Here is a 24,496-nt window from a genome sequence, read left to right on the forward strand (position 1 = left end):
TTGTTGTTCTAATTCACACCAGCCTGAATAGTTAAAGTTTTTGTATCTGCAGATAATTCTGCTTCCACTCCAAGAGGTACAGCAAAGTGCGGGAAACAGTGTCCAATTTTAAAACCGCAGAGCACAGGGCAGTTTAGCTTAGAAAGATAATCTAAAAACACTTGGTCCATAGTTAAACTGTGTTTCAAGGTTGGCTCAGTATCTGCAAAATCGCCTAAAATGACCCCTGCAGCCTCTTCCAGTTTTCCAGCAAGCTTTAATTGGTTAAGCATACCGTCAACTCGGTATGGCTCTTCTCCTATATCCTCAAGTAAAAGCAGCTTGCCATTCGTATCTATTTCAAACGGGGTACCGAGTGTGCTTACAATTAAGGAGAGATTTCCACCTACAAGCATACCCGTACTGTTGCCAGGAGTGATAACATGTAAAGATGATACTTTTTCTGAATATACATATGTAGCAGGTTCAAACAATTGCAGGAACATCTCTGCCGTAAAATCATCAAACGCTTCTTTTCCTATATCTGAAGCAACCATCGGCCCATGAAAAGTGACCAGGCCAGTCTGTTGGCGTATGGCCGTATGTAAGTATGTAATATCACTATATCCCCAGATAATTTTTGGGTTTTTTCTGATTAACTCGTAATCAAGAGATGACACAATTCTTCCGGTTCCATAACCACCACGGGCAAAAAAGATTGCTTTAATAACAGGGTCTGCAATCATCGTGTGAAAATCTTCCAAGCGCTGTTGATCTGTGCCGGCAAGATAGCCATGAATTTCATTTATGTGTTTGCCTACTTTTACTTTAAGTCCAAGTAATTCAAAAAAAGGAATGGCTTGTTGAAGTTTTTCTTGATCTGGTGGGCCAGCTGGAGCAATAATTCCAATCGTATCTCCTTTTTGCAAGCGCCCCGGCTTAATCATATCTATACCTCCTTTAAGTAAGCTAAGAAGCTCAATTATTTTTCCTGTCACAGTACTAAGAAAAGAAAAAGGGAGCCCATATACATATGTATATGAGCTATTCTCTATTATGTTAGTCTTCTAGTTTTTTCTAAAAATAGTTCTACTTTATTGTTTATCTGCCCACTTAAGCTCTACATAGCCTACTGGGTGACGCACAATGCCTGATACGTCTTCACTGTATATGAATACTTGATTGTAATAGTGAATTGGGAAGATCGGCATTTTCTCTGCTAGCAATTTCTCTGCCTTCTCCATATACTCCCAACGTTTTGCTTCATCTGTTTCGGATTTGGCATTAGCAATTAACTCATCATATTCTTTGTTCGACCAACCTGTACGGTTCATCGTTGAGTCTGTAATAAAGCTTTCCAGGAAGTTAACTGGATCACCATAGTCAAATAAGAAGGAGCTTCGGGATAACTGATGCTTTAAGCCTTTTTGATCCTCAAGGAATACATTCCATTCTGTATTCTCTAAGGAAACCTCTACGCCCAGATTATCCTTATACATACTTTGCATTGTCTCTGCAATTGCTTTATGGTCTTCACTCGTATTGTAGCTTAGTACTACTTCAGGTAACTCATCATAGCCTTCCTCTTTCATTCCTTCTTCAAGAAGCTTCTTAGCTTTTTCAGGGTCAAATTTCACCAAATCCCCATTCACCTCACGGAAATCTTTTCCGGAAGGATCTTTGAAGCCAGGGGAAACAAAACCTGTAGCTGGTTCTTCTTTATTTTTTGTTACAAAGTCAACAATGTCCTGTTGATTGATAGCTAACGCAAATGCTTTACGGATCTTTTCATTTTGGAATGGTTCTTCATTTACATTGAAACGATAAAAATACAATCCAGCCTGATCCTCAATAACTACATTATCTCCATCAATAAGCTGGTCAGCCATGTCAGAAGGAATGGAAGTCATATCAAGATCGCCTGATTCAAACATCTGATATTCTGTGTTTGTTTCATTAACCATAGCCCAATGAACCTTATCCAATTTCACTGTTTCTGCATCCCAATATTGATCATTCTTAACCATCATCATTTCACTATCATGTGCCCATGATTCCAATTTAAATGGACCATTGGAAACAAAGGAATCAGCTTCTGCATACCACTCTGAGTTTTCTTCGGCAACCTTTGCATTTACCGGGAAAAACGCAGGATTTGAAATAACATGCAGGAAGAAGCCTGTTGGAGCATTCAACGTTACTTCAAAGGTTTTTTCATCAACAGCTTTGACGCCCACATCATCTGCTGATCCTTCGCCATTATTATAAGCTTCTCCACCTTCAATAAAGTAACCAAGAAATGCTGCAGGAGAAGCTGTTTCTGGATTTAATAATTGCTTCCATGCATAGACAAAATCCTCTGCAGTTACTGGATCACCATTGGACCAGTTGGCGTTCTCCCTAATATGGAAGGTATATGTCTTTTGATCCTCCGAAATATCCCATGATTCCGCAATTGCTTCCTGTGGTTGATCATCTTCACCCAACCTTGTTAAACCTTCCATCAAGTTATTCAACACATTCCATGATACCGAATCAAAACCTACTGGAGGATTAAGTGAAGTAGGTTCACTTCCATTATTCATATATAATACTTTTCCATCGTCACTCTTTTCTTCTGTTGCTTCTGCATCATTACCATCTTCTTTCGGCTTTTCCTCACCGGCATCCTCATTTGCTGTACATGCTGCAAGCATAAGAACCGTGAGTATTGCCATCAAAACTACTAGCCATTTTCTCATACCTTTTTCCCCCTTTGAATTTTAATTATTGGCTGTTGAAGCCAAAAGCTGTTTAGCCCGCTCATCCTGAAGCCAGCAATCCACTTTATGTGCATCGCTTAGCTCCGTTGTGCCAGGATAAACTTTATCACACACCTCCATGGCAAATGGACATCTTGCAGTAAAAGGACATCCAACCGGAGGTGAGAATAAATCTGGTGGTGTACCGTCAATCGGTGTTAGTTTTTCCCCTTGCAAATCCAGGCGAGGCACTGATTTCAGTAATCCCTTCGTATAGGGATGCTGTGCCTGGTAAAATATTTCCCGCTTTGTACCAACCTCGATAATCTTTCCTGCATACATAACAGCAATTCGATCAGCAATTTTTGCTACTACGCCTAAATCATGTGTAATCAGGATAATGGAAACCCCTGTAGCTTCTTGAATTCTGTTAAACAACTCCAAAATTTGAGCTTGAATCGTCACATCAAGTGCAGTTGTAGGTTCATCTGCAATCAATAATTCCGGCTCACAAATTAAAGCCATTGCAATCACAATCCGTTGTCGCATTCCTCCACTGAATTGGTGTGGATATTGTTTTAAGCGTTCCTCCGGATTAGGGATGCCTACAAGGTTCATCATTTCCAATGCCTTTTGTTTGGCTTCTTCACCAGTAATCTTTTTATGCTGCCTTAGCCCTTCCATTAATTGAGTCCCAATTGTTAATGTCGGATTTAAGGCGGTCATCGGATCCTGGAATATCATGGAGATGTCGACACCGCGAATATTCCGCATTTGCTTTTCAGTTAATCGGACAAGATCTTTTCCATGAAAGTGAATGGATCCATTGGAGATCTTACCGGGCGGATCAGGTATTAAGCGCATAATCGCATTGGAGGTAACGCTTTTACCACATCCGGACTCTCCTACAATTGCCAAGGTTTCCCCTTTATTCAAATGAAAGTTAACACCACGTACGGCTTTTACTGTACCACCATAAGTAGTAAAGGTTACGTGGAGATCTTTTACATCAAGTATTTTTTCCATCTATGTCACCTACTTCCTCAGCTTCGGATCAAGTGCATCCTGAAGCCCGTCACCTAATACATTAAATGCAAACATCGTAAACGAGATAAAAAATGCAGGGAAAAACAATGTCCACCAATGTCCGGAAAGGATTGCTCCCAAAGCATCATTTGCCATCATGCCCCAACTTGCATGCGGAGATTGTATTCCAAGTCCCAGAAAACTTAGGAATGCTTCCGCAAATATGGCGCTAGGCACCGTTAATGTCATTTGCACAATGATTGGTCCCATTGTATTTGGTATTAAGTTTTTTCTTATAATCCGTGAAGTTTTCGTTCCAAATGACCTTGAGGCCAGCACAAATTCATAGTTTTTAATTTGAAGTACTTGTCCTCGCACAATCCGGGCCATACCTACCCAGCCGGTAACTGTTAAGGCAAGGATGATCGTTCCTAAACTTGGCCCAAGTACAACCAGCAGTAGAATAACAACAAGCAAATAGGGCAGGCCATATAAGATTTCGATAATGCGCATCATAATATTGTCAGCACGTCCACCTTTATATCCGGAAATACCCCCATAAATAATACCAATTGTAAAATCTATTAATGCAGCCATTAGCCCTACAAACAATGATATACGTGCACCAAACCATGTTCTTGTAAATACGTCTCTTCCCAAGGAATCTGTGCCAAACCAGTGATCTCCAGAGGGAGGCTGAAATTGATTTGGCAAATTAGTTTTATCTACCGTATAAGGAGAAATTATTGGACCAAATATAGCCATAATAGTTAATAAAACAAGAAAAACGAGACCAGCCATCGCTAATTTGTTTTTTACTAATCGTTTCCAAGCATCTTGCCAATAAGATAGTGAAGGTCTGGATACGACCTCTGCTGCTTCTTTATCCGTTTCTTTCCATGTAAACCAGTCATTTGGTATTTCAGCAGGAGAATGTGCTGTTTCTATTTTGTTTGCTACTTTCATTAGGATTCTCCTCCTTTTTTATGTATCTTAATACGAGGATCCAAAATGCCATAGGCAATATCTACAAGGAAAAGCATAAAGATGAGAAAAGCACTGTAAAACACAGTTGTTCCCATAATGACTGGATAATCTCGTTGATTAATACTCTCTACAAAATATTTCCCCATGCCAGGTATTGCAAAGATCTTTTCGATGACAAACGTCCCTGTTAAGATACCTGCAAGTAACGTACCCATAATCGTAACAACTGGCATAAGCGCATTTTTAAGGGCATGCTTAAACACAATTTTCCACGGGGAAAGCCCCTTTGCTCTTGCCATCTTAATATAGTCCTGTGTAAGAACTTCTAGCATCGTAGACCTTGTTAATCTGGCAATGATCGCCATCGGTCCAGTAGCAAGTGCGATGATTGGTAGCACCATATGTGCAGGACTTGACCATGTTGCAACAGGGAAAATTTCATATTTCACTGCCAGTTGCTGAATGAGCAATGTTGCAAGCACAAAGTTTGGTATGGAGATTCCCAATACTGCCAAACTCATTGCCATATAATCAATGATACCGTTATGTTTTAAAGCAGCAACGATACCTAGAATAATTCCAGAAAAGACAGCAACTAAAATGGTGACAATCCCAAGTTCAAAGGAAATGGGAAATCCTCTTCCCAATAAATCATTTACCGTTTGGTTTGGTTGTTTGATAGAAGGTCCAAAATCAAGGGTCACAATTGATTTTAAATAGAGTAAGTATTGGATATGGTATGGTTCGTCCAGGTTATAATGTGCCTCCAGGTTCTTCTGTACAGTTTCATTCGTTCCACGCTCTTCATTTAAAGGTGAACCTGGGATGGATACCATCAAGACAAATGTTAAAGTCACAATAATCCATAGGGTTACAGCCATAATCAGTAAACGTTTGAGTATATATTTCAGCATTGGCAACCCCTCCTAAGAAAATGTAGTATTCATCGCGAGCTCTGTCATGACAAGCATCGCTTGATATGCTTCCAATATATTTTTAGCCTGAAAACGAACAATGGTAGTACCAGGCTCAATTTCTGTTCCTGGCATCAAATTTGCCCATTCTGCCTGCCCAAAGTTATTAAATTCAATTCGCAACATTGGATTTTCCGGAGGTGTTAACGGTTTCACGTGATTGCGGTTTTCCAACGCTATCTTTACCTTTTCTGTCAAAAGCTCACCGGCTTTCTTTGGTGTGAGACTCTTGACAGACGATCTCGAAATTGTTTCCTTCACTGCAGCTACAGTAACTCCCGGAATTAATTCCTTAGCTTCTTTCGTTGCTTGATCATCACCTGCCACAAGAAGAATTGGGACGCCATAATAGCCTGCGACGTAAGCATTAAACCCTATCTCACCAATTACATGGTCATTTATGTAAAAATTTCTAACAGCGTGAATCATCGCATGAGACATGACACCAAATTGGCCTGCACGCGCATGATACCCCACAAACATCGCCCCATCATATGTATTATCCAAACCTTGCATCATAGAAAGCGGTTTCACTTCTCCGGTTATTAATTTAGCTTCGGGGTGCAAATGATCTATTAATATATTATTCATTTTTGAATGACTATCATTCACTAAAATATCTTTCCAGCCAGACTTCCACGCTGCATCGATTACAACATTCGTTTCATCTGTCATTATTTTTCTCGCCCGTTCATAATTATGCTTACGAAAGTCTACATATGTATGGTCAGGTAAACCAGTGATTCCTTCCATATCCACAGAGATGTATAATTTCATGTAGTAACACCTTTTCCTTCCATTAAAATTATTGGTAATTTTCTTTCAATTTTACCATACAAATTTTGAAATTAAAAGACAATTTATAAAATTGTAAGGTTTTCTACTACTGCTACGTAAACATTTCTGTGTTTCAAGGTATAAAAAATTTAAAGGAAACCGATACTGGCTAGTAAGCTATGAAAATAATATAAGAATATTTGAAGTAGGAAGATTCATCTGAGTTGTAAAACTAACTATTCTAAAGAAATGGGCAACCCATTGATTTCCGCTTTAGTGGGACGCTTTCACACCTCCGGGTACAAGTGCGACATCTGTTCGTGACCTCACAGTGTCTACTTTGCCACCGGCATGGCTTCAGCCGCCCCCGAAAAGCGCAGTGTTTTTGTAGCGGTGATATAACTAGATTCAATGTTTAAGTCAGCTTTCCAACAGAAGGTTACTTCTTATACTGTACTTAAAAGTTACTTCGGGGTTTATATACATTTTCAAAACATTGCATAAGCCCGGAATATATTAGCACCAATATTTATGGTTTTTTAGACAATACAAAAACAGATGAACATAGATATGCCCACCTGCTTCGCTAAGAAAATATGGTAATTTTATTATGATAACTCTGCTATAATGTTTTGTTTTTGATAATCTACTTTTGCAAATGGATTAATTACATCTCCACTTTCATCGACGCGCTCGATATCTGCACCTAACGCAGCCAATTTACCTGCAAAGTTAACATATCCGCGATCCAAATGCTTCAGTTCGGTTACTCGTGTATACCCATCTGAACAAAGACCAGCTAAAATTAATGCTGCTGCAGCTCGAAGGTCGGTCGCTGCTACTTCAGCTCCTTGTAGATCACTTGGGCCTTCAATTATTACACTACGACCTTCTATCTTCATTTTTGCATTCATTCTACGGAATTCTTCCACATGCATAAATCGGTTTTCAAAAACAGTTTCCGTAATAACACTAGTCCCTTCTGCACATAGCATTAATGCCATCATTTGAGACTGCATATCTGTAGGAAAACCTGGGTGTGGTAATGTCTTAATATCTGTTGCTTTTAATTGCTTAGGTCCAATAACCCGAAGTCCGTTTTTCTCTTCCTTCACTGAAACATTCATTTCTTCCAGCTTTGAAATAACGGAACGTAAGTGCTCACTTTCCGCATTCTCAATTAAGATGTTACCACCAGTAATTGCTGCCGCAACCATGAAAGTTCCAGCTTCCACGCGATCAGGAATAATGGAATGCTCCACACCGTATAGCTTTTCCACACCTTCGATACGAATTGTCTCCGTACCTGCGCCAACTATTTTGGCTCCCATTTTATTCAAGTAGTTTGCTAAATCTACAATTTCAGGTTCTTTCGCACAGTTTTCAAGAACTGTTTTACCCTCTGCCAAGGCTGCTGCCATCATAATATTTTCCGTAGCACCTACACTTGGCATATCCAAATAAATCTTAGCACCTTTTAAGCGCCCTTTTACGTGTGCTTCTACAAAACCGTTTCCAACATGTACTTCTGCTCCCATTGCTTCAAAACCTTTTAGATGCAGATCAATAGGTCGTGATCCAATTGCACACCCACCAGGCATTGCAACATTTGCATGGCCATAGCGTGCCAATAAAGGTCCTAATACCAATACAGATGCTCGCATCTTTCTTACATATTCAAACGGTGCTTCCGTTGTAAGTTGATTGGAAGCATCAACGGTAACTGTATTATTTTCAAAATGGACATCTGCATTCATATTGCTTAGTACTTGATTTATTGTATATACATCCGCCAATTCGGGAACATCTTTGATGACACTCTTTCCTTCACTTGCTATAAGGCTTGCAGCAATTACAGGAAGGACCGCATTCTTTGCACCCTCGACCTTTACGGTGCCCTTTAATTGGTGTCCGCCTCTTACGATGATTTTTTCCATATTTCAAATCTCCTTCAGATCCAATTTCATAATATTAATATTCATTTATTAGGATAGGTGTTCCTATCATGTATGTCTGTGTTCCATCTTCATGTTGTTTTACAGCCACTTGCACATTCATCGGTGTATTTTTTACTACAATTTTCTCGCTCCATAGTGGTGTATACCCGTAAAGGATTTTTTTATGCACCGAATTTACCATGTTGTCATATTGTGTATGTACATGTTGAATATGGAGTTTTTTTGTCAAATCTTTTAAAAAATAATCACCTTTAATTATACCATCATTACTAGTTGTCAGACAAGCAAATTTTTTTGACGTTTGATTGAAATATCGATCTGATATTTTTTTTAGCTTTCTTACGTATTTTTCTTGAGTCTCATGGCTCCATTTCGTACCTTTAATTACTGCGATGAACTCTATAGAATACATATTATCCTTAGGAACGACAACATTATATTGTTCGTTTATTTCACCTGATTTATGTGTGCTCTCAAAAGAATAGTTTAAACTTTTTTCAGTTTCTTTCCTAGTGACTAAATACCTATTGTTTAAATCCAGAATTAAATCATCTATCTTTTTTCTATCAATCTTTTGTTTTATTGTGGTTTGCCAGGATGTGATCGTCAGATTATTTTCCAACACCGTATTAGCGATATCAGTTAACTCATCCTCATATGCTTGTTTTGCTATTGTCTCAGTTGTTATAAAAAATAATAGAATACTAATAAGTGCCACTTTCTTAAACATAAAAAAACCCCCTGCAATACATAATTAGTTATAGTATTGACAGCGGGTTTCTTTAGTATACAAAACAAAACTCGACATTTACTAGATTGCTATTGTTATGTTTTAGAAAAAATAAATCAGATCACTTGACCATTGAAGAATATCAAGGAAAAATCTACTAACACCTGTTCCAATTACGATAGCGATTAACAGGAAAAAGACTTGTGCTTCCTTGGCCTTTCCTTTACGAATGATCGGATCAAAATTAATTGCAAGCATTAATTTCCATGCCAAATAAATAAATATTAAATGTGATACCATACTGAATAATGCCATTTGTCCAATTGAAAACATAATAACCACCTTCGTTAAATTACCTACTAGATACTCTGCCATTTAAAATAGCAAAAGTCAACGACTTGCATTTAGTGAAAACGCTTTTTATGGAAAAACACAGAGTCTTTGTAGAAATATAGAATAATTTCCCGGGAAATAACGACAATTACTTACAGCATAAATACCACCAAAGCTATTCGTCGCCGATTAGATTAGACAGCTGCAGAGCAAAGTTATCCGCCGCAGAATACATTAAAACCTACAATTACTGCAACAGCAAAAAGCTTCTGCACAGAGAGTGCAGAAGCCTTTTGTTTGTATTATTGGCCCACATTAATGCGGTTCAATGCTCTTTTGAGTGCTAATTCTGCCCTTTGGAAGTCGACATCGTCTTGCTTAGACTGTAGGCGGCGTTCTGCACGTTCTTTTGCTTCTTTGGCACGTTGAACGTTGATATCAGATGGTTTTTCTGCAGATTGAGCAAGAATTGTTACCTTTTCCGGCCGAACCTCCATAAACCCACCACTCACAGCAAGATGCTCCACACGGTTTTCGTGCTTTAAACGTACTGCACTAATTGTTAATGGAGCAACTAGTGGAATATGACCTGGTAAAATCCCAAGTTCTCCACTCTCTGCTTTACAGCTAACCATTTCAAAACTATCTTCCAAGACTGGACCATCAGGAGTAACAACACTCACAGTTAGTGTTTTCAATGTAACCCCTCCTAAGACAGGCATGAAGCTGGTCGCTGAATTTATGTAAAACATGCGACCATTCTAATTTAGACAGACTTCTACCTTATGTCTATTATTCCATTCCTTTTGCTTTTTCAACTACTTCTTCAATACGGCCCACAAGACGGAATGCATCCTCTGGAAGGTCATCGTATTTACCTTCAAGAATTTCCTTGAAGCCTTTTACAGTTTCCGCTACTGGAACATAAGAACCTTTTTGTCCTGTAAACTGTTCTGCAACGTGGAAGTTCTGTGATAAGAAGAACTGTACGCGACGGGCACGAGCTACAATTAGCTTGTCTTCATCACTAAGCTCATCCATACCAAGGATTGCAATGATATCCTGAAGTTCTTTATAGCGTTGAAGTGTACTCTGTACTTCACGTGCAACTTCGTAATGTTCATCCCCAACAACTTCTGGATCCAATGCACGAGAAGTTGAAGCTAGCGGATCAACCGCTGGGTATATCCCTTGCTCAGAAAGCTTACGATCCAAGTTGGTTGTCGCGTCTAAGTGAGCAAATGTTGTAGCTGGTGCCGGATCTGTATAGTCATCCGCTGGTACGTAAATTGCCTGAATAGATGTTACAGAACCTTTATCAGTTGAAGTGATACGCTCCTGTAATTGTCCCATTTCAGTTGCTAACGTTGGCTGATAACCAACTGCTGAAGGCATACGGCCAAGTAGTGCAGAAACCTCAGAACCTGCTTGTGTAAAGCGGTAAATGTTGTCAACAAAGAATAGTACATCCTGTCCTTGCTCATCACGGAAGTACTCTGCCATTGTAAGACCAGTTAATGCCACACGCATACGTGCTCCAGGTGGCTCGTTCATTTGTCCGAAAACCATAGCAGTTTTTGTAATAACACCAGAGTCTTTCATTTCATAGTAAAGGTCATTTCCTTCACGTGTACGTTCCCCAACACCGGCGAATACAGACAGACCACCATGCTCCTGGGCAATGTTATTGATTAACTCCTGAATTAATACGGTTTTACCTACACCGGCTCCACCAAACAGACCAATCTTACCACCTTTAATGTATGGTGCTAAAAGGTCTACAACTTTGATTCCTGTTTCAAGAATTTCTGATTCTGTAGACAGGTTTTCAAATTTTGGTGCTTCACGGTGAATCGGGTCTAGACGAGTATCTGCTGCCAATGGCTCATCAAGGTCAATTTTCTCCCCAAGTACGTTAAATACACGTCCTAAGGTAACCTCACCTACTGGTACAGATATTGGTCTTCCTAGATTTTCTACGATCATGCCACGCTTAACACCATCTGTGGAACCCATCGCGATAGTACGAACACTATTATCACCAAGATGTAAAGCAACTTCCAGCGTTTGGGTAGTTGCTTCAGAGCCATCTTCGGATTCAACAATGATGTTCAAAGCGTTATATATAGCTGGGATCTGGCCGTCGTCAAATTTAACGTCTACGACTGGTCCCATAACTTGTGTAACGTGTCCTTTGCTCATCGATTTCCCTCCTAACTTACTTTCGAGCTATTCTAATGCAGCTACTCCACCGATAATTTCAGTGATTTCCTGCGTAATAGCTGCTTGGCGTGCACGGTTATAAGACAGCGTTAAATCTCCGATGAGATCATCTGCGTTATCCGTAGCACTCTTCATTGCTGTCATACGAGCAGCATGCTCACTTGCTTTACCATCTAGTAATGCTCCATAAATAAGACTTTCTGCATATTGTGGTAAAAGAACTTCCAAGATTTGCTCCTGACTTGGTTCGTACTCATATTGGCTGCTTGATCTATTATGAGGAATATTCGTAATAGGAAGCAGCTGCGTTGTTGTTACTTCCTGTGAAATAGCACTAACATAATGATTATAGAAAATGACTAGCTCATCAATCTCTTCATCTATATACATTTGCACTGTTTCAGACGCCAATTCCTTAATTTCTGAGAAATTCGGCTGATCAGGTACACCAATAATACTCTTAGCTACAGGCATTCCTTGTTTTCTACAGAAATCATATCCCATTCGCCCAATTGCGATTACTGTATACTCATCTGTGGACTGATGGTTTTCCTGTACTGTCTGATGAAGGCGTTTCAATACACTACTGTTGTATGCACCTGCCAAGCCTCTATCAGAAGTAATCACAAGATAGCCAGTTTTCTTAACTTCACGCTTACTGAGCATCGGGTGACTTGCATCCATATTACTTGTTGCAATACTTGCTACAACCTCTTGGATTTTCTCACTATATGGAACAAATGCTTTTGCATTTTGTTCTGCTTTACTCATCTTAGAGGCGGAAACCAGTTCCATAGCCTTTGTAATTTGTTTTGTTTTTTTGGTCGAATCGATCCGACCTTTAATATCTCTTAGTGATGCCAAGCTTTTTCACCACCCTTTCATTAAAAGGTTGCGTCTCGTTTTTAGTATCATGAATCTGTATCCCCAGAATTTATAGATTCTAACGATACAGACTATTTTTTATATTACTCTGTAGGCAAGAATGTCTTCTTAAATGATTCTACTGCTTCGTTCATATCCTCTGCTTCTGGAAGTTTTCCTGTTTCACGGATAGATGCCAATAATTCAGCACGGTTTGAATCTAACCACACATGGAATTCATCTTCAAAACGAGTGATATCTTCTACAGCAATATCATCAAGGAATCCTTTTGTTAATGCGTATATGATCATTACTTGTTTTTCAACAACTAATGGTTTATGCAATCCTTGTTTTAGAACCTCAACTGTGCGGGCTCCTCGGTCAAGTTTTGCTTTTGTTGCTTTATCCAAATCAGATCCAAATTGAGAGAATGCTTCCAACTCACGGAATGAAGCAAGGTCAAGTCTTAATGTACCTGCAACTTTCTTCATTGCTTTGATCTGAGCTGATCCCCCTACACGGGATACGGAGAGACCTGCGTTTATCGCCGGACGCACCCCAGAGAAGAATAGATCAGATTGCAAGAAGATCTGTCCATCTGTAATCGAGATAACGTTTGTCGGGATATATGCTGAGATATCGCCAGCTTGTGTCTCAACGAAAGGTAATGCAGTTAATGAACCGCCACCTAAATCGTCATTTAATTTAGCAGCACGTTCCAATAGGCGTGAATGTAAGTAGAATACATCCCCTGGGAATGCTTCACGGCCTGGCGGACGACGTAACAATAGGGAAAGTTCACGATAAGCAGCAGCCTGTTTAGATAGGTCATCATAAACTACTAATACATGCTTGCCGTTATACATGAATTCTTCACCCATGGATACACCAGCATATGGTGCAAGATATAATAATGGAGCTGGATCAGATGCACCAGCAGATACAACGATTGTATAATCTAATGCACCGTAACGACGTAGTGTTTCAACTGTACCTCTTACTGTAGATTCTTTTTGACCGATGGCTACATAGATACAAATCATATCTTGATCTGCCTGATTTAGAATAGCATCTACAGCTACAGTTGTTTTACCAGTTTGACGGTCACCAATGATAAGCTCACGCTGTCCACGACCAATTGGTACTAACGCGTCAATTGCTTTAATACCTGTTTGCAATGGCTCATCAACTGATTTACGATCCATTACGCCTGGAGCAGGTCCTTCAATTGGGCGTGTTTTAGATGTTTCAATTGGACCTTTACCATCAATTGGCTGTCCAAGTGGGTTAACAACACGTCCTAACAATTCCTCTCCAACTGGTACTTGCATAATACGTCCTGTACGACGAACTTCATCGCCTTCTTTAATGTCTGTATATGGGCCAAGAATAACAATACCAACATTACTCTCTTCCAGGTTTTGCGCCATACCCATTACACCATTGGAAAATTCAACAAGCTCTCCAGCCATAACGTTGTCAAGGCCGTGAGCACGTGCGATACCGTCCCCAATTTCGATAACTGTTCCGACATCACTTACTTCAATATCTGAATCAAAGTTTTCAATTTGTTCCTTTATCAGCTTACTAATTTCTTCAGCTTTGATGCTCATACCATTTCACCCCTATCATCATTTGTTTGCAGTAACAATTTCCCGCTCGATTCTTCTTAGCTTTCCACTAACGGAACCATCATAAATGGTGTTACCCATACGAATTTTCATCCCACCGATAAGGGAAGGATCAACCACGTTTTCAAGCTGGATTTCTTGCTTATTAAATCGCTTAGCAAAAGAAACTTCCAGTTCTTTGCGCTCCGCATCTGATAGTTCACGAACCGAGTATACAGTTGCTGCTGCACTTCCTTTTGCATCATTCACTAATTGGATAAAATGATCAATAATGGATGAAGTGATCTCAATTCGATGACGTTCTACAAGTATCTTTAATGTGTTAACGACATCTGCATGAAGACCTTGAAACACTTCTGCCAGGAATTGTTTCTTTTTCTCATTATTAACACGAGGATGCTTTAGGAATGTATATAACGATTCATTTGTTTCAAATACTTCTTTTACTACAAGCAGATCTTCTCCAAACTGCTTTATTGTAGTCTTTTCATTTCCAATTTGGAAAAGAGCATCTGCATATCGTTTGGCAACTACTGCTTCACTCATAGCTCTTCTCCTACCTCTTTAATATAATCATTAATTAGCTTCTCTTGATCCTGTGCACTGATTTCTTTCTCAATTACCTTGCTGGCAATAAGAACAGATAGTGATGCAACTTTATCCTGTAAAGCCTGTAATGCTTTTTCTTTTTCATTCTGTATATCAGCCTGTGCTGCTTTTTTAATACGATCAGCCTCGGCTCTCGCTGCTTGAATAATCTCTTCTTCCTGACGAGTTCCGGCATTTTTCGCGTCTTCAATCATTTTTTGTGCTTCTTGCTTCGTTTGCTTCAATTGTTCCAATGCTTCCTTAGATGCCTTTTCAGCATCTGCACGGCTTTTTTCAGCTGTTTCGATTTCGGAAGCTACATAATCTTCACGCTTTTTCATCATGTCCATTACTGGGCCCCAAGCAAATTTCTTTACCAATAAAAGCAAAACGATGAAGAAGAACAATTGCATGAGCATGTCGCCGACATGAAAACCACCAAGTGCGGCATAAATAGTTGAATACTCAGTGAATGCTTGCACAGAATTCACTCCTTTCACTTCATAATTAGTGAATTACATATATAATCATGTTCGATAATTAATAAGTATAAACAACGGCGAAGGTTCTATGGAAGATGATCTTCGCCATTTGAGTGGTGTATCTATTTAACTACATTACCATTAATGCGATAACTACCGCGATGATCGGCATTGCCTCAACCAAACCTACACCAATAAACATTGTTGTTTGAAGTTGACCTTTTAGTTCAGGTTGACGAGCAATCCCTTCAACTGTACGACTCACGATTAAACCGTTACCTACACCAGCACCTAATGCACCTAATCCTACTGCTATTGCAGCTGCTAAAGCTCCCATAATATAAATCCTCCTCAAAATAGTTGTATAAGTTTTTTAAAAAATAATTTCCGGTTTCAATAGAGTTACTATTAAAACTGGTTAATTAACATAATTAGTGATCTTCACTTACTTTATGTGACATGTAAACCATTGCCAACATGGTGAAGATAAATGCCTGTATTCCTCCAATAAATACACTGAATCCTTGCCAAGCCAGGAATGGTATTGCTCCTCCAAGGAAGCCTAAAACACCAGAAGTGGTTAAACCTACTAATAGAGATAACAGTACTTCACCAGCGTATAAGTTACCGAACAAACGCAAACCGAGTGTTAGCGTGTTCGCAAATTCTTCCACGATCTTAATTGGAAATAAAAATGGTAGTGGACGGAAATAGTCTTTCACGTATTCACTTCCACCTCTTAATTTAATTCCATAGAAATGGGATAATACAATTACCATAGCTGATAGTGTTAATGTAATCCCCGGATCAGCTGTAGGCGATTTCCACCACACGTCATGTCCGACAACTCCATTCGTTACTACCCCCAGCATGTTTCCAACCAGAATATATGTGAACAGTGTCAAAGCTAATGGAAGAAATAGCTTACCAGTCTTCCAATCCATCGTGTCATTAATAATGCCCTTAACGAAGTCCAGAACCCACTCCATAACATTTTGTGCACCGGTCGGCTTCATTTGCAGCTTTTTGGCACCCAATACACAAAGAACAAAAACAATGAGTGATGTGATAAACATCATTAATACATTCGACATATTGAAATCCAGCCAGGAAATTCCAAATACATCTTCTACTATCGGTGCTGTATGATCCACCTTATTCACCCCTCTTTCATGTATTAATTCTTATTCTTAAAAATAGCAAAATCTATCATAATGACCAGGTAGGATGTCATTAATCCAATTAGAACGGAAATGATATGAAAGTACGTGTCAAAACGCATTGCGATGATGATTACTAATGCTGCTGCTGCAAACCTTGAAACAGTACCGAGCCCTCTTGCAGGCTGCTTATCCGCAACCGCATCTGTAAAGTCGGCTATTTTCTTCTGCAGTAGATATAAATTGTAGAAACTTACTGAACTTCCTAATAAAAGACCTAGGAAAATGCGGGAGTATGGCGTGAATCCAGCCCCAATTACGAGCAGTGCAAGAAGGTAGAACATCCATTTTCGCTGACGTGCTATCATGTTTTCATATTGCGACATAATTCCCTCTTCTCTCGTATTTTTTGCAGAATTCTCACAAGAATAGTTTTTCTTGCTTTCACCTCATAGAAAGCCAAATTGCGCATTTTTCACAATAGCTTATAAAAAAATATAGGAAGTGTGCGGAAGGTCACAGCAACTGTAAAAAGAACTCGATATAATATGTATATCTTTATCATATATTAGAGAAATTTCCTATCTATTAATGAAACCCCTTACTAGTCCACACTAAGCAAGTGTACATGAGCACAACCCTATTGTCAATTGGTTTTAGCTCAGTTTTGACTTGCATATTACTTCCAATATTTTTTGAATATACTGGTAGAAACAAACTCGTTTGTCGGGCAGCATTTCGCAAACCACGGATCAAAATTAATACCGTTCATGTATCTGATTAAAATTGGATTTTTACCTGTTTTTGCCATTATGAATCATGCACCAAAGGGTATTCCTCCATTTGGATTGCCAATCTGGAAATGACACTGAAATCCCCCTATTATTATAAAGGAAATCCTACTATATTTAAGTGACGTTTTTGTGAACACTTTTTGAATTTCTTTATTCAAGAAATATAATGCCTTCTGCTATTAAAACAATCCCCATTTGACGGGGTTTTGATTTTATAGTTATTTAGCCAAGCCATAAGAAAAAAACTATTAATTGCAGAAGAAATTGATCCGCCAACATAGATAACCATCTGTCTTTCGCAGAAAAATTTCCTCGCCACAAAAATTCTATGGCGAGGAGATTAAAGCATGAATTTTTAAACCATTTGTTTTTCCTTAGCAGTGATTAACCATTTAAACTTGCCTCACACTCTATAGAATTTATAGCTTACCTAAGTAAAGTAATGCCTTCTAGCTTTCTTCGTCAATTTGCAATTGGGTTTCATGGGTGGTAATAGAACCATCTTCCAAATAGACCGTGATTAATGCTTTATACTGACCAGATTTACCTACTGCCGATTTTCTGATCTGTCCTTCATTTATCCCAGTCTCCAGCTCTTCCATCTCCAGGATAGTTCTATCAAACAGAAGCGTATCAGGGTCGTACAGGTCAATCTTTACTCGTTTAGCTGGTTCAGCCATATATATACGATACATATACATATCTTTAGAAAATGACTTCCATGAGAATTCGAATCCCATGGCCTTTGGATTATCTGCCGACTTATTAACAAATAAATATGGAAGTTGATATGTTTTTTCATCTTCCGTAAGCTTTAACCACCCTTGATGCAAACCTTCTTCCAGTTGTGTAGTGGAGATAGTCAATTTAATAGGGACTTTACGTTTTTCCCCACCTTGCAAGGTGAATGAGAGGGGTAAATTCCAACTGATTCCTTTTTCTTTCATTGGTATATCGAAAGAATATGTCTTTGGTTGATTTGTCATATTCTCTATCACTAACTTCTTCTCCTTATTTGTTGTTCCCCCATCGGCTTTTCCAAAAGCAAGTAATGAATTATAAATAATTGTGTTCGTGTTAATTGCCTCAGCTGGACGGATTTCTCCCGCCCCCTGAACGATCGGATCCAAAGATTCTCCTTCTTCTGTTTCCATGTGAGCTGCGGTCGTTTTTAATGCTCCAAACAACTGATCAACTGTCCAATCCGGCTGTGCTTCTTTAAGTAGAGCAATAGCCCCTGCCACATGTGGTGCTGCCATGCTTGTACCCTGTAACTCTTTATAGCCAGCAGGAACTGTACTTAAAATAGATGTACCGGGAGCAAGCACATCTGGCTTAATATCCCAATTTACAGTGACTGGTCCCCTCGAGCTAAAATCGGCAATACCAGCTGGAGTTTCTTTATAAATCGTTTCCACCCCTTTGGTGCCATGTTTCATTTGTTCAATTAGCCATTGTCCGCTTTTTTTAGTAATTGCTGCTACCGGTACAGTTAATGGATCATTTTCGTTCTCTACCATACCTTGGAACAAACCTTCCTGGTTATTGTAAATTAACACTGCAATCGCTCCAGCCATTTCAGCTTGCTTTGCTTTTTCATAAAAAGGAATTTTCCCTCGTTGAAGAAGCGCTATCTTTCCTGACATATCTTTTCCGTCCTCGGCATTAACTATTGGATAATACTTTTCTAATCCCCACGGGAGAGAGCCAATCATCGGTAGAAGAGGAATTTCCTTATTAGTTACAGGTTCATACAAGAAAGGAATACTCGCAGGAGCACTAGTAGCGCCTACTGACAATGCTTTTGATGCAGTTGCTGGTGAACCAACTGTCCAGTTATTTGGTCCGTTATTTCCATTTGCAATTACTACTGCAACTCCTAGCTCTATGGCACGATTAACGGCAATGCTTGTGGGGTAGTCCGGTCCATTAACGGTGTTGCCAAGCGATAAATTCATTACATCCACTCCATCTTTAACCGCTCTTTCCATTGCAGCAATCACTTGTACAGAGGTACCACTTCCACCTGGACCAAGAGCCCGATATGCGTAAATCTCTGCATTTGGGGCCACACCTTTAAGCTCTCCATCTGCAGCAATAATTCCTGCAACATGTGTACCATGTAATGTTGGAAGGCCTTCTTCGGGAAGAGTCTCCATCGGATCTTCATCCAAATCAACAAGGTCATAACCTTGCTGGTAATTCTTTTTTAAATCTGGATGCGTATAATCTATTCCTGTATCAATCACACCAACTTTGACACCCTTCCCTGTATAACCCGTTTGGTTTATTGCAGATGGAAGCACAGCATGTTGATCTGCATTCTTTTCAGTTATGCTAATTGCCTCGTATGTTTGCACACCGTGAATATTTTTTATAAATTCAAGTGACTCCATTTTCTCCAAATCTTTTTCTTGAGCTTGTAAAGCCAATCCTTTAAAAAGGGTGTCATATGTTTCTACTACTTTTACAAATGGATGGTATGTTTTAATATACTTTTTATGTTCAAGCGGATCTCCTTCAACTTCAATAATAACGGATTGAAGCTCTTTCTCCTTTGAGGCTGCTTGAGGTAACTGAATGGAAAAGGCAATGCTTATAGTGAGGATCAATACCAAAAAAATATGCCGCATATACATGTACTCCTTTCCTAGGTAGTTTTAGGAATAAAAAGAAGTTTATACATGCAGATGTGGCTGGGTTTTTATAAAAGGCCACGTATTATGTAAGCTTAAAAAGATTTGGGCTCTTACAGAAAAAGGTTCAAATATTTATGTTGGGGTTTTACAATAATTCACAATATAGATATACTGCGAAATAACTTGTGGCGAATGGAGTAATTCATTTTACAGAGGAAGCACCCATTGATTTGCATTTCAGGCGGACGCTTTCCGCCGGCATGGCCTCAGCCGCTTCCTCCGCTACGCTCCGTCCAGGGTCTTCGCCTCATGCTATTCCGGCAGGAGTCGCCGCCTTCCACTCCAATCAATTCGTACACAGCACATTCTGGGTGTATGCAGACGCAATTTTTCTTTCTAGGTATAATAGTAAATAGTAGCGTAGGAAAAATACGGAGACTTCTGGGGGAGATGAGGCATCGGTGAGACCCTGGAATGCGTTGCATGAGGAGGCTCATCAGCCGCCCCCGAAAAGCGCAGTATTTTTCCGTAGCGGTGTTATTTAGCCAATTTTAGTGGTGTAATTCTAAAAAAACCGTTTACAGTCCTACCAAGTTAGTTCGCATTTTCCTCCTACCATAAAATACGATATAACGTTTGTGCCCTAGCATTTGCAATGAACCAAAAATATCAGCCTATATAGTAAAAAAAACAATCCCACCTAAACAGGCAGAATTGTCTTGTCTTAGTTAAAATATTTCACGATCGCATCAGCAATACGCCGAGATGCTTCCCCATCTCCATATGGATTGGAGGCTTTAGCCATCCTGTCATAAGCCGCTTGGTCAGATAACAACTCATCAGCCAAGTTAAAAATGGTGTCTTCATCTGTTCCAGCCAACTTCAGTGTCCCTGCATCAATTCCTTCTGGCCGTTCCGTTGTATCTCGTAACACAAGAACAGGTACACCTAGAGAAGGAGCTTCCTCTTGGACTCCTCCAGAATCAGTTAGAATCAGGTGCGCACGAGATGCGAAATTATGGAAATCTACAACACTCAATGGTTCAATTAATTGAATTCGATCATCATCACCTAATATTTCTTTTGCTGTTTCTTGAACAACTGGATTAAGGTGTACAGGATAAATGACCTGAATATCATCATGCTCTTCAACCAACCGCTTGATCGCACGAAACATCTGCTGCATATTGTTACCCAAGTTTTCCCGGCGATGTGCTGTCATAAGCACTAGTCGCTTATCACCGACTGCATCAAGAACAGGGCTTGAATATGCATCATTAACCGTTGTTTTCAAAGCATCAATTGCCGTATTACCAGTTACAACGATTTGGGATTGTGCTTTATTCTCACTCAACAGATTTTGCTTTGATTTTTCAGTTGGGGAGAAATGCAAATCTGCCATCACCCCTGTAAGTTGACGGTTCATTTCTTCAGGATATGGAGAATACTTATTCCATGTTCGAAGTCCTGCCTCTACATGTCCGACGGCAATTTGATTATAATATGCAGCCAGAGATGCGGCGAAAGTGGTTGTTGTATCCCCATGAACAAGCACCATATCCGGCTGTGTCTCCTTCATTACTTCATCCAGACCTTCAAGCGCTCGTGTTGTAATTTGAGCAAGGGTTTGTTGCTTTTTCATGATATTCAAATCATAATCAGGTGTTATTTGGAAAATATTCAGTACCTGATCAAGCATTTCCCGATGCTGTGCCGTTACTGTGACAATTGGATCAAATTCCTGGCGTTTTTTTAATTCCAGTACTAGAGGGGCCATTTTAATCGCTTCTGGCCTTGTACCAAATATTGTCATCACTTTAATACGCTTCATTTGCTTCTCCACTCCAATAAAAGCTCATTTATTTATTTCGTGCCAAATAAACGATCTCCTGCATCTCCAAGACCTGGAACGATATAACCATGTTCATTTAACTTTTCATCAAGCGCAGCTAAATATATATCAACATCAGGATGTTCCTCTTTAAGCATTTCCACACCTTCAGGAGCAGCAACCAGGCACATTAAACGAATATTCTGAGCTCCTCGTTTCTTCAATGAGTGAATGGTCTCATTCGCTGAACCACCAGTAGCAAGCATTGGATCAATGACGATTAATTCACGTTCATGAATGTCAGAAGGTAATTTTATATAATATTCAACAGGCTGTAGCGTTTCTGGATCGCGGTATAGACCAACATGTCCAACCTTAGCTGCAGGAATCAACTTTAGCATGCCGTCTACCATCCCTAACCCTGCACGAAGAATAGGTACCAAACCGATTTTCTTTCCTGCAAGCACACTGGCATTAGCCTCAGTCACTGGCGTCTCTACAATTTTTTCTTGTAATGGTAAATTTCTTGTGATTTCAAATGCCATAAGCATTGCAACTTCATCTACCAGTTCACGAAATTCTTTTGTACCAGTGTTCTTATCCCTTATATACGTTAGCTTATGCTGAATTAACGGATGATCCAACACGAAAACATTACCCATTCTTCCGATCACTCCTTAAGTATAATTGTATCCTTAAAATTGTACTCAAAAATCGACAAGCTTTCAAGCGATCTCCAAGGTTTTGTCGAAAACACTTCATAGAAATTCTTGCTTACTGTGTACGAAACAATTTGTATAGATGGCTCAAGCATTACTTTTAACCAATCAAAAGACAGCATAACCTGCCATTAAGGCATGCTATGCTGTCTTTTTTCTTATGCATAAATTGGTAATTTAGTCGTTAACTGTTGAACTCGATCTGCAGCTTCTTTTAATTTTGATTCATCTTCATGATTTTTTAAAGTAAGTGAAATAATTGCAGCAATTTCCTTCATTTCCTCAACTCCAAAACCACGGGTAGTAACAGCTGCCGTACCAATCCGCACACCACTTGTTACAAATGGGCTTTCTGTATCAAACGGAATCGTGTTTTTATTTGTAGTTATTCCGATATCATCTAACACTTTTTCTGCAACTTTCCCTGTAAGTCCAAGTGTAGTCACATCTAAAAGTAACAGATGGTTATCCGTGCCACCGGAAACGATACGAATCCCTTCTTCATTCAACGCTTCTCCCAGCTTTTGTGCATTTTGGATAATTTGCTGAGAATATGTTTTAAACTCATCAGATAATGCTTCTTTAAAAGAGGTTGCTTTGGCTGCAATGATATGCATCAATGGGCCACCCTGCATGCCAGGGAAAACAGACTTATCAATTTTTTTTGCATATTCTTCTTTACAGAAGATCATTCCTCCACGGGGACCGCGAAGTGTTTTATGTGTTGTTGTTGTAACAAAGTCAGCATATGGTACTGGATTTGGATGAAGACCTGCGGCTACTAGACCAGCAATATGTGCCATATCAACAAGTAAATAAGCACCAACCGCATCAGCAATTTCGCGGAACTTGGCAAAATCAATAATACGGGAATATGCACTAGCACCAGCCACAATTAATTTCGGCTGAACTTCTTTTGCCTTCTCTAAAACAACGTCATAATCAAGCTGTTCTGTTTCTTTATCCACACCATAATCAACGAAATTATACAATGTCCCACTGAAATTGACGGGGCTTCCATGTGTTAAATGGCCACCATGGTTCAAGTTCATACCAAGCACAGTGTCACCAGGCTCTAAAACAGTAAAGTATACTGCCATGTTTGCCTGTGCACCGGAATGTGGCTGAACATTTGCGTGGTCAGCACCGAACAGTTGCTTCGCGCGGTCACGGGCAAGGTCTTCCACGACATCCACATGCTCACAGCCTCCATAGTATCTTTTACCAGGATAACCTTCCGCATATTTATTCGTTAAGACAGATCCCATTGCTTCCATCACTGCCTCAGAAACAAAGTTTTCGGAAGCGATTAATTCAATCTTATCCTGCTGACGCTTTTTTTCAGCCTGAATTGCTTCATATAATTCATTATCTGCTTGTTTAACATGTTCCATGATATAGCCTCCTATGTAATGAATAAATTTTTAAACTATTTACATTGCAGTTTACCATAAAATTTTAATTACGTGCACCTGTTATTTGCACTCGTATTTTCATAATTTGCACGTTGACCTCCAATTAACTTAGGTCGGGTTCGCGCTGTAGTAACCCGCGCATTACCAATATATTTCTGTTTAAAACGTACGGGCACAGCAACATGCTTTAGGTGCATACCGATCATCGTTTCTCCGATGTCCATTCCTGCATGAGCTTTTACCGACTCTACTACAACTGGATCTTTCATATATTTAAAGGCATAAGAAGCCATAGAACCACCCGCTGTTGGGACAGGGACAACCGATACCTCTTCCAGTTGATGTGCTTCCTGTGTTTCTCTTTCCATCACAAGTGCTCTGTTTAAATGCTCACAGCATTGGTAAACTAATTCAATACCAGTGCTTTCCCTTAATGATTCCAAAGCTTCGAAAATGTGTGCAGCAACAGATTCACTTCCTGACGTACCAATATGCTTACCGGCAACTTCACTTGTTGAGCAGCCAATGACAAAAAGTTTTCCTTTTGAAAGAAGTCCAGCGTGCTTCCATTCCTCTACGATCGCTTCCACGTCTTTCTTAAATTGTTCGTTATTATTTGTCATCGCTTATTCACCTGCCAATCAG

At 39.5% G+C, this 24,496-nt stretch carries 23 protein-coding genes; all 23 read right to left on the minus strand.

The window, feature by feature from the left end:
- Positions 1-8: 8 nt before the first annotated feature.
- Entirely contained in the window at positions 9-926 is a 918-nt protein-coding gene (locus BME96_RS16890; RefSeq protein ID WP_071649715.1) for a S66 peptidase family protein, read from the minus strand.
- Between the two features lie 147 nt (positions 927-1,073).
- Positions 1,074-2,720 carry a peptide ABC transporter substrate-binding protein gene (locus tag BME96_RS16895; RefSeq protein ID WP_071649716.1) on the minus strand — a complete coding sequence of 549 codons (1,647 nt, stop codon included), beginning with the start codon at positions 2,718-2,720 and terminating at the stop codon, positions 1,074-1,076.
- A gap of 21 nt (positions 2,721-2,741) precedes the next feature.
- A complete protein-coding gene (locus tag BME96_RS16900) occupies positions 2,742-3,746 on the minus strand; it encodes an ABC transporter ATP-binding protein (RefSeq protein ID WP_019378192.1) in 1,005 nt (334 codons plus the stop codon).
- 9 nt (positions 3,747-3,755) lie between these two features.
- Positions 3,756-4,712: an ABC transporter permease gene (locus BME96_RS16905; RefSeq protein ID WP_019378193.1), complete on the minus strand. Its 957-nt coding sequence runs from the start codon at positions 4,710-4,712 to the stop codon at positions 3,756-3,758.
- The gene (locus BME96_RS16910) at positions 4,712-5,647 is read right to left on the minus strand and encodes an ABC transporter permease (RefSeq protein WP_019378194.1); all 936 of its coding nucleotides are present in this window, start codon (positions 5,645-5,647) and stop codon (positions 4,712-4,714) included. Before BME96_RS16910 ends, BME96_RS16905 begins: the two co-directional genes overlap by 1 nt.
- A gap of 12 nt (positions 5,648-5,659) precedes the next feature.
- Complete coding sequence (locus BME96_RS16915; RefSeq protein WP_071649717.1) at positions 5,660-6,484, minus strand: M55 family metallopeptidase; 825 nt, start codon at positions 6,482-6,484, stop codon at positions 5,660-5,662.
- A 608-nt stretch (positions 6,485-7,092) separates the two neighbouring features.
- Positions 7,093-8,421 (minus strand): UDP-N-acetylglucosamine 1-carboxyvinyltransferase, encoded by a 1,329-nt coding sequence (gene murA, locus BME96_RS16920; protein WP_071649718.1) that lies wholly within the window; start codon positions 8,419-8,421, stop codon positions 7,093-7,095.
- Positions 8,422-8,455: 34 nt separating this feature from the next.
- The gene (locus BME96_RS16925) at positions 8,456-9,172 is read right to left on the minus strand and encodes a YwmB family TATA-box binding protein (protein ID WP_071649719.1); all 717 of its coding nucleotides are present in this window, start codon (positions 9,170-9,172) and stop codon (positions 8,456-8,458) included.
- A gap of 102 nt (positions 9,173-9,274) precedes the next feature.
- Positions 9,275-9,505 (minus strand): DUF1146 family protein, encoded by a 231-nt coding sequence (locus tag BME96_RS16930; protein ID WP_019378200.1) that lies wholly within the window; start codon positions 9,503-9,505, stop codon positions 9,275-9,277.
- A 302-nt stretch (positions 9,506-9,807) separates the two neighbouring features.
- A complete protein-coding gene (locus BME96_RS16935; protein WP_019378201.1) occupies positions 9,808-10,203 on the minus strand; it encodes a F0F1 ATP synthase subunit epsilon in 396 nt (131 codons plus the stop codon).
- A 94-nt stretch (positions 10,204-10,297) separates the two neighbouring features.
- Entirely contained in the window at positions 10,298-11,707 is a 1,410-nt protein-coding gene (gene atpD, locus BME96_RS16940; protein ID WP_071649720.1) for a F0F1 ATP synthase subunit beta, read from the minus strand.
- A 27-nt stretch (positions 11,708-11,734) separates the two neighbouring features.
- Entirely contained in the window at positions 11,735-12,592 is an 858-nt protein-coding gene (gene atpG, locus BME96_RS16945; RefSeq protein ID WP_071649721.1) for an ATP synthase F1 subunit gamma, read from the minus strand.
- Between the two features lie 104 nt (positions 12,593-12,696).
- On the minus strand, positions 12,697-14,205 hold the full coding sequence (gene atpA / locus BME96_RS16950; protein WP_019378204.1) for a F0F1 ATP synthase subunit alpha: 1,509 nt from the start codon (positions 14,203-14,205) through the stop codon (positions 12,697-12,699).
- Between the two features lie 18 nt (positions 14,206-14,223).
- The gene (locus BME96_RS16955; protein ID WP_060678144.1) at positions 14,224-14,769 is read right to left on the minus strand and encodes a F0F1 ATP synthase subunit delta; all 546 of its coding nucleotides are present in this window, start codon (positions 14,767-14,769) and stop codon (positions 14,224-14,226) included.
- Entirely contained in the window at positions 14,766-15,293 is a 528-nt protein-coding gene (atpF, locus tag BME96_RS16960) for a F0F1 ATP synthase subunit B (RefSeq protein ID WP_019378206.1), read from the minus strand. The genes BME96_RS16955 and atpF overlap by 4 nt, the downstream gene beginning before the upstream one ends.
- 130 nt (positions 15,294-15,423) lie before the next feature.
- Positions 15,424-15,630: a F0F1 ATP synthase subunit C gene (gene atpE, locus BME96_RS16965; RefSeq protein WP_019378207.1), complete on the minus strand. Its 207-nt coding sequence runs from the start codon at positions 15,628-15,630 to the stop codon at positions 15,424-15,426.
- A gap of 94 nt (positions 15,631-15,724) precedes the next feature.
- A complete protein-coding gene (gene atpB / locus BME96_RS16970; RefSeq protein WP_071649722.1) occupies positions 15,725-16,447 on the minus strand; it encodes a F0F1 ATP synthase subunit A in 723 nt (240 codons plus the stop codon).
- A gap of 23 nt (positions 16,448-16,470) precedes the next feature.
- Positions 16,471-16,839: an ATP synthase subunit I gene (locus tag BME96_RS16975; protein WP_019378209.1), complete on the minus strand. Its 369-nt coding sequence runs from the start codon at positions 16,837-16,839 to the stop codon at positions 16,471-16,473.
- A gap of 857 nt (positions 16,840-17,696) precedes the next feature.
- Complete coding sequence (locus BME96_RS16980; protein ID WP_083547508.1) at positions 17,697-19,880, minus strand: S8 family serine peptidase; 2,184 nt, start codon at positions 19,878-19,880, stop codon at positions 17,697-17,699.
- A 730-nt stretch (positions 19,881-20,610) separates the two neighbouring features.
- Complete coding sequence (wecB, locus tag BME96_RS16985; protein WP_071649724.1) at positions 20,611-21,717, minus strand: non-hydrolyzing UDP-N-acetylglucosamine 2-epimerase; 1,107 nt, start codon at positions 21,715-21,717, stop codon at positions 20,611-20,613.
- 32 nt (positions 21,718-21,749) lie between these two features.
- Positions 21,750-22,379, minus strand: a complete 630-nt coding sequence (gene upp / locus BME96_RS16990; protein ID WP_019378212.1) for a uracil phosphoribosyltransferase — start codon at positions 22,377-22,379, stop codon at positions 21,750-21,752.
- 215 nt (positions 22,380-22,594) lie between these two features.
- Positions 22,595-23,830, minus strand: coding sequence for a serine hydroxymethyltransferase (locus BME96_RS16995; RefSeq protein WP_071649725.1), 1,236 nt, complete (start codon positions 23,828-23,830; stop codon positions 22,595-22,597).
- A 68-nt stretch (positions 23,831-23,898) separates the two neighbouring features.
- The gene (locus BME96_RS17000) at positions 23,899-24,474 is read right to left on the minus strand and encodes a TIGR01440 family protein (protein ID WP_071649726.1); all 576 of its coding nucleotides are present in this window, start codon (positions 24,472-24,474) and stop codon (positions 23,899-23,901) included.
- Positions 24,475-24,496 lie beyond the last annotated feature (22 nt).

Origin of the sequence: Virgibacillus halodenitrificans (assembly GCF_001878675.1) — a bacterium.
Classification (GTDB): domain Bacteria; phylum Bacillota; class Bacilli; order Bacillales; family Amphibacillaceae; genus Virgibacillus_Q; species Virgibacillus_Q halodenitrificans.

Excerpts from the sequence above, each read along its gene's own strand:
- BME96_RS16890 (WP_071649715.1), bottom strand. The coding sequence starts at position 926 with ATGATTAAGCCGGGGCGCTTGCAAAAAGGAGATACGATTGGAATTATT.
- BME96_RS16895 (WP_071649716.1), bottom strand. The coding sequence starts at position 2,720 with ATGAGAAAATGGCTAGTAGTTTTGATGGCAATACTCACGGTTCTTATG.
- BME96_RS16900 (WP_019378192.1), bottom strand. The coding sequence starts at position 3,746 with ATGGAAAAAATACTTGATGTAAAAGATCTCCACGTAACCTTTACTACT.
- BME96_RS16905 (WP_019378193.1), bottom strand. The coding sequence starts at position 4,712 with ATGAAAGTAGCAAACAAAATAGAAACAGCACATTCTCCTGCTGAAATA.
- BME96_RS16910 (WP_019378194.1), bottom strand. The coding sequence starts at position 5,647 with ATGCTGAAATATATACTCAAACGTTTACTGATTATGGCTGTAACCCTA.
- BME96_RS16915 (WP_071649717.1), bottom strand. The coding sequence starts at position 6,484 with ATGAAATTATACATCTCTGTGGATATGGAAGGAATCACTGGTTTACCT.
- murA (WP_071649718.1), bottom strand. The coding sequence starts at position 8,421 with ATGGAAAAAATCATCGTAAGAGGCGGACACCAATTAAAGGGCACCGTA.
- BME96_RS16925 (WP_071649719.1), bottom strand. The coding sequence starts at position 9,172 with ATGTTTAAGAAAGTGGCACTTATTAGTATTCTATTATTTTTTATAACA.
- BME96_RS16930 (WP_019378200.1), bottom strand. The coding sequence starts at position 9,505 with ATGTTTTCAATTGGACAAATGGCATTATTCAGTATGGTATCACATTTA.
- atpD (WP_071649720.1), bottom strand. The coding sequence starts at position 11,707 with ATGAGCAAAGGACACGTTACACAAGTTATGGGACCAGTCGTAGACGTT.
- atpA (WP_019378204.1), bottom strand. The coding sequence starts at position 14,205 with ATGAGCATCAAAGCTGAAGAAATTAGTAAGCTGATAAAGGAACAAATT.
- BME96_RS16955 (WP_060678144.1), bottom strand. The coding sequence starts at position 14,769 with ATGAGTGAAGCAGTAGTTGCCAAACGATATGCAGATGCTCTTTTCCAA.
- atpE (WP_019378207.1), bottom strand. The coding sequence starts at position 15,630 with ATGGGAGCTTTAGCAGCTGCAATAGCAGTAGGATTAGGTGCATTAGGT.
- BME96_RS16975 (WP_019378209.1), bottom strand. The coding sequence starts at position 16,839 with ATGTCGCAATATGAAAACATGATAGCACGTCAGCGAAAATGGATGTTC.
- BME96_RS16980 (WP_083547508.1), bottom strand. The coding sequence starts at position 19,880 with ATGCGGCATATTTTTTTGGTATTGATCCTCACTATAAGCATTGCCTTT.
- wecB (WP_071649724.1), bottom strand. The coding sequence starts at position 21,717 with ATGAAGCGTATTAAAGTGATGACAATATTTGGTACAAGGCCAGAAGCG.
- upp (WP_019378212.1), bottom strand. The coding sequence starts at position 22,379 with ATGGGTAATGTTTTCGTGTTGGATCATCCGTTAATTCAGCATAAGCTA.
- BME96_RS16995 (WP_071649725.1), bottom strand. The coding sequence starts at position 23,830 with ATGGAACATGTTAAACAAGCAGATAATGAATTATATGAAGCAATTCAG.
- BME96_RS17000 (WP_071649726.1), bottom strand. The coding sequence starts at position 24,474 with ATGACAAATAATAACGAACAATTTAAGAAAGACGTGGAAGCGATCGTA.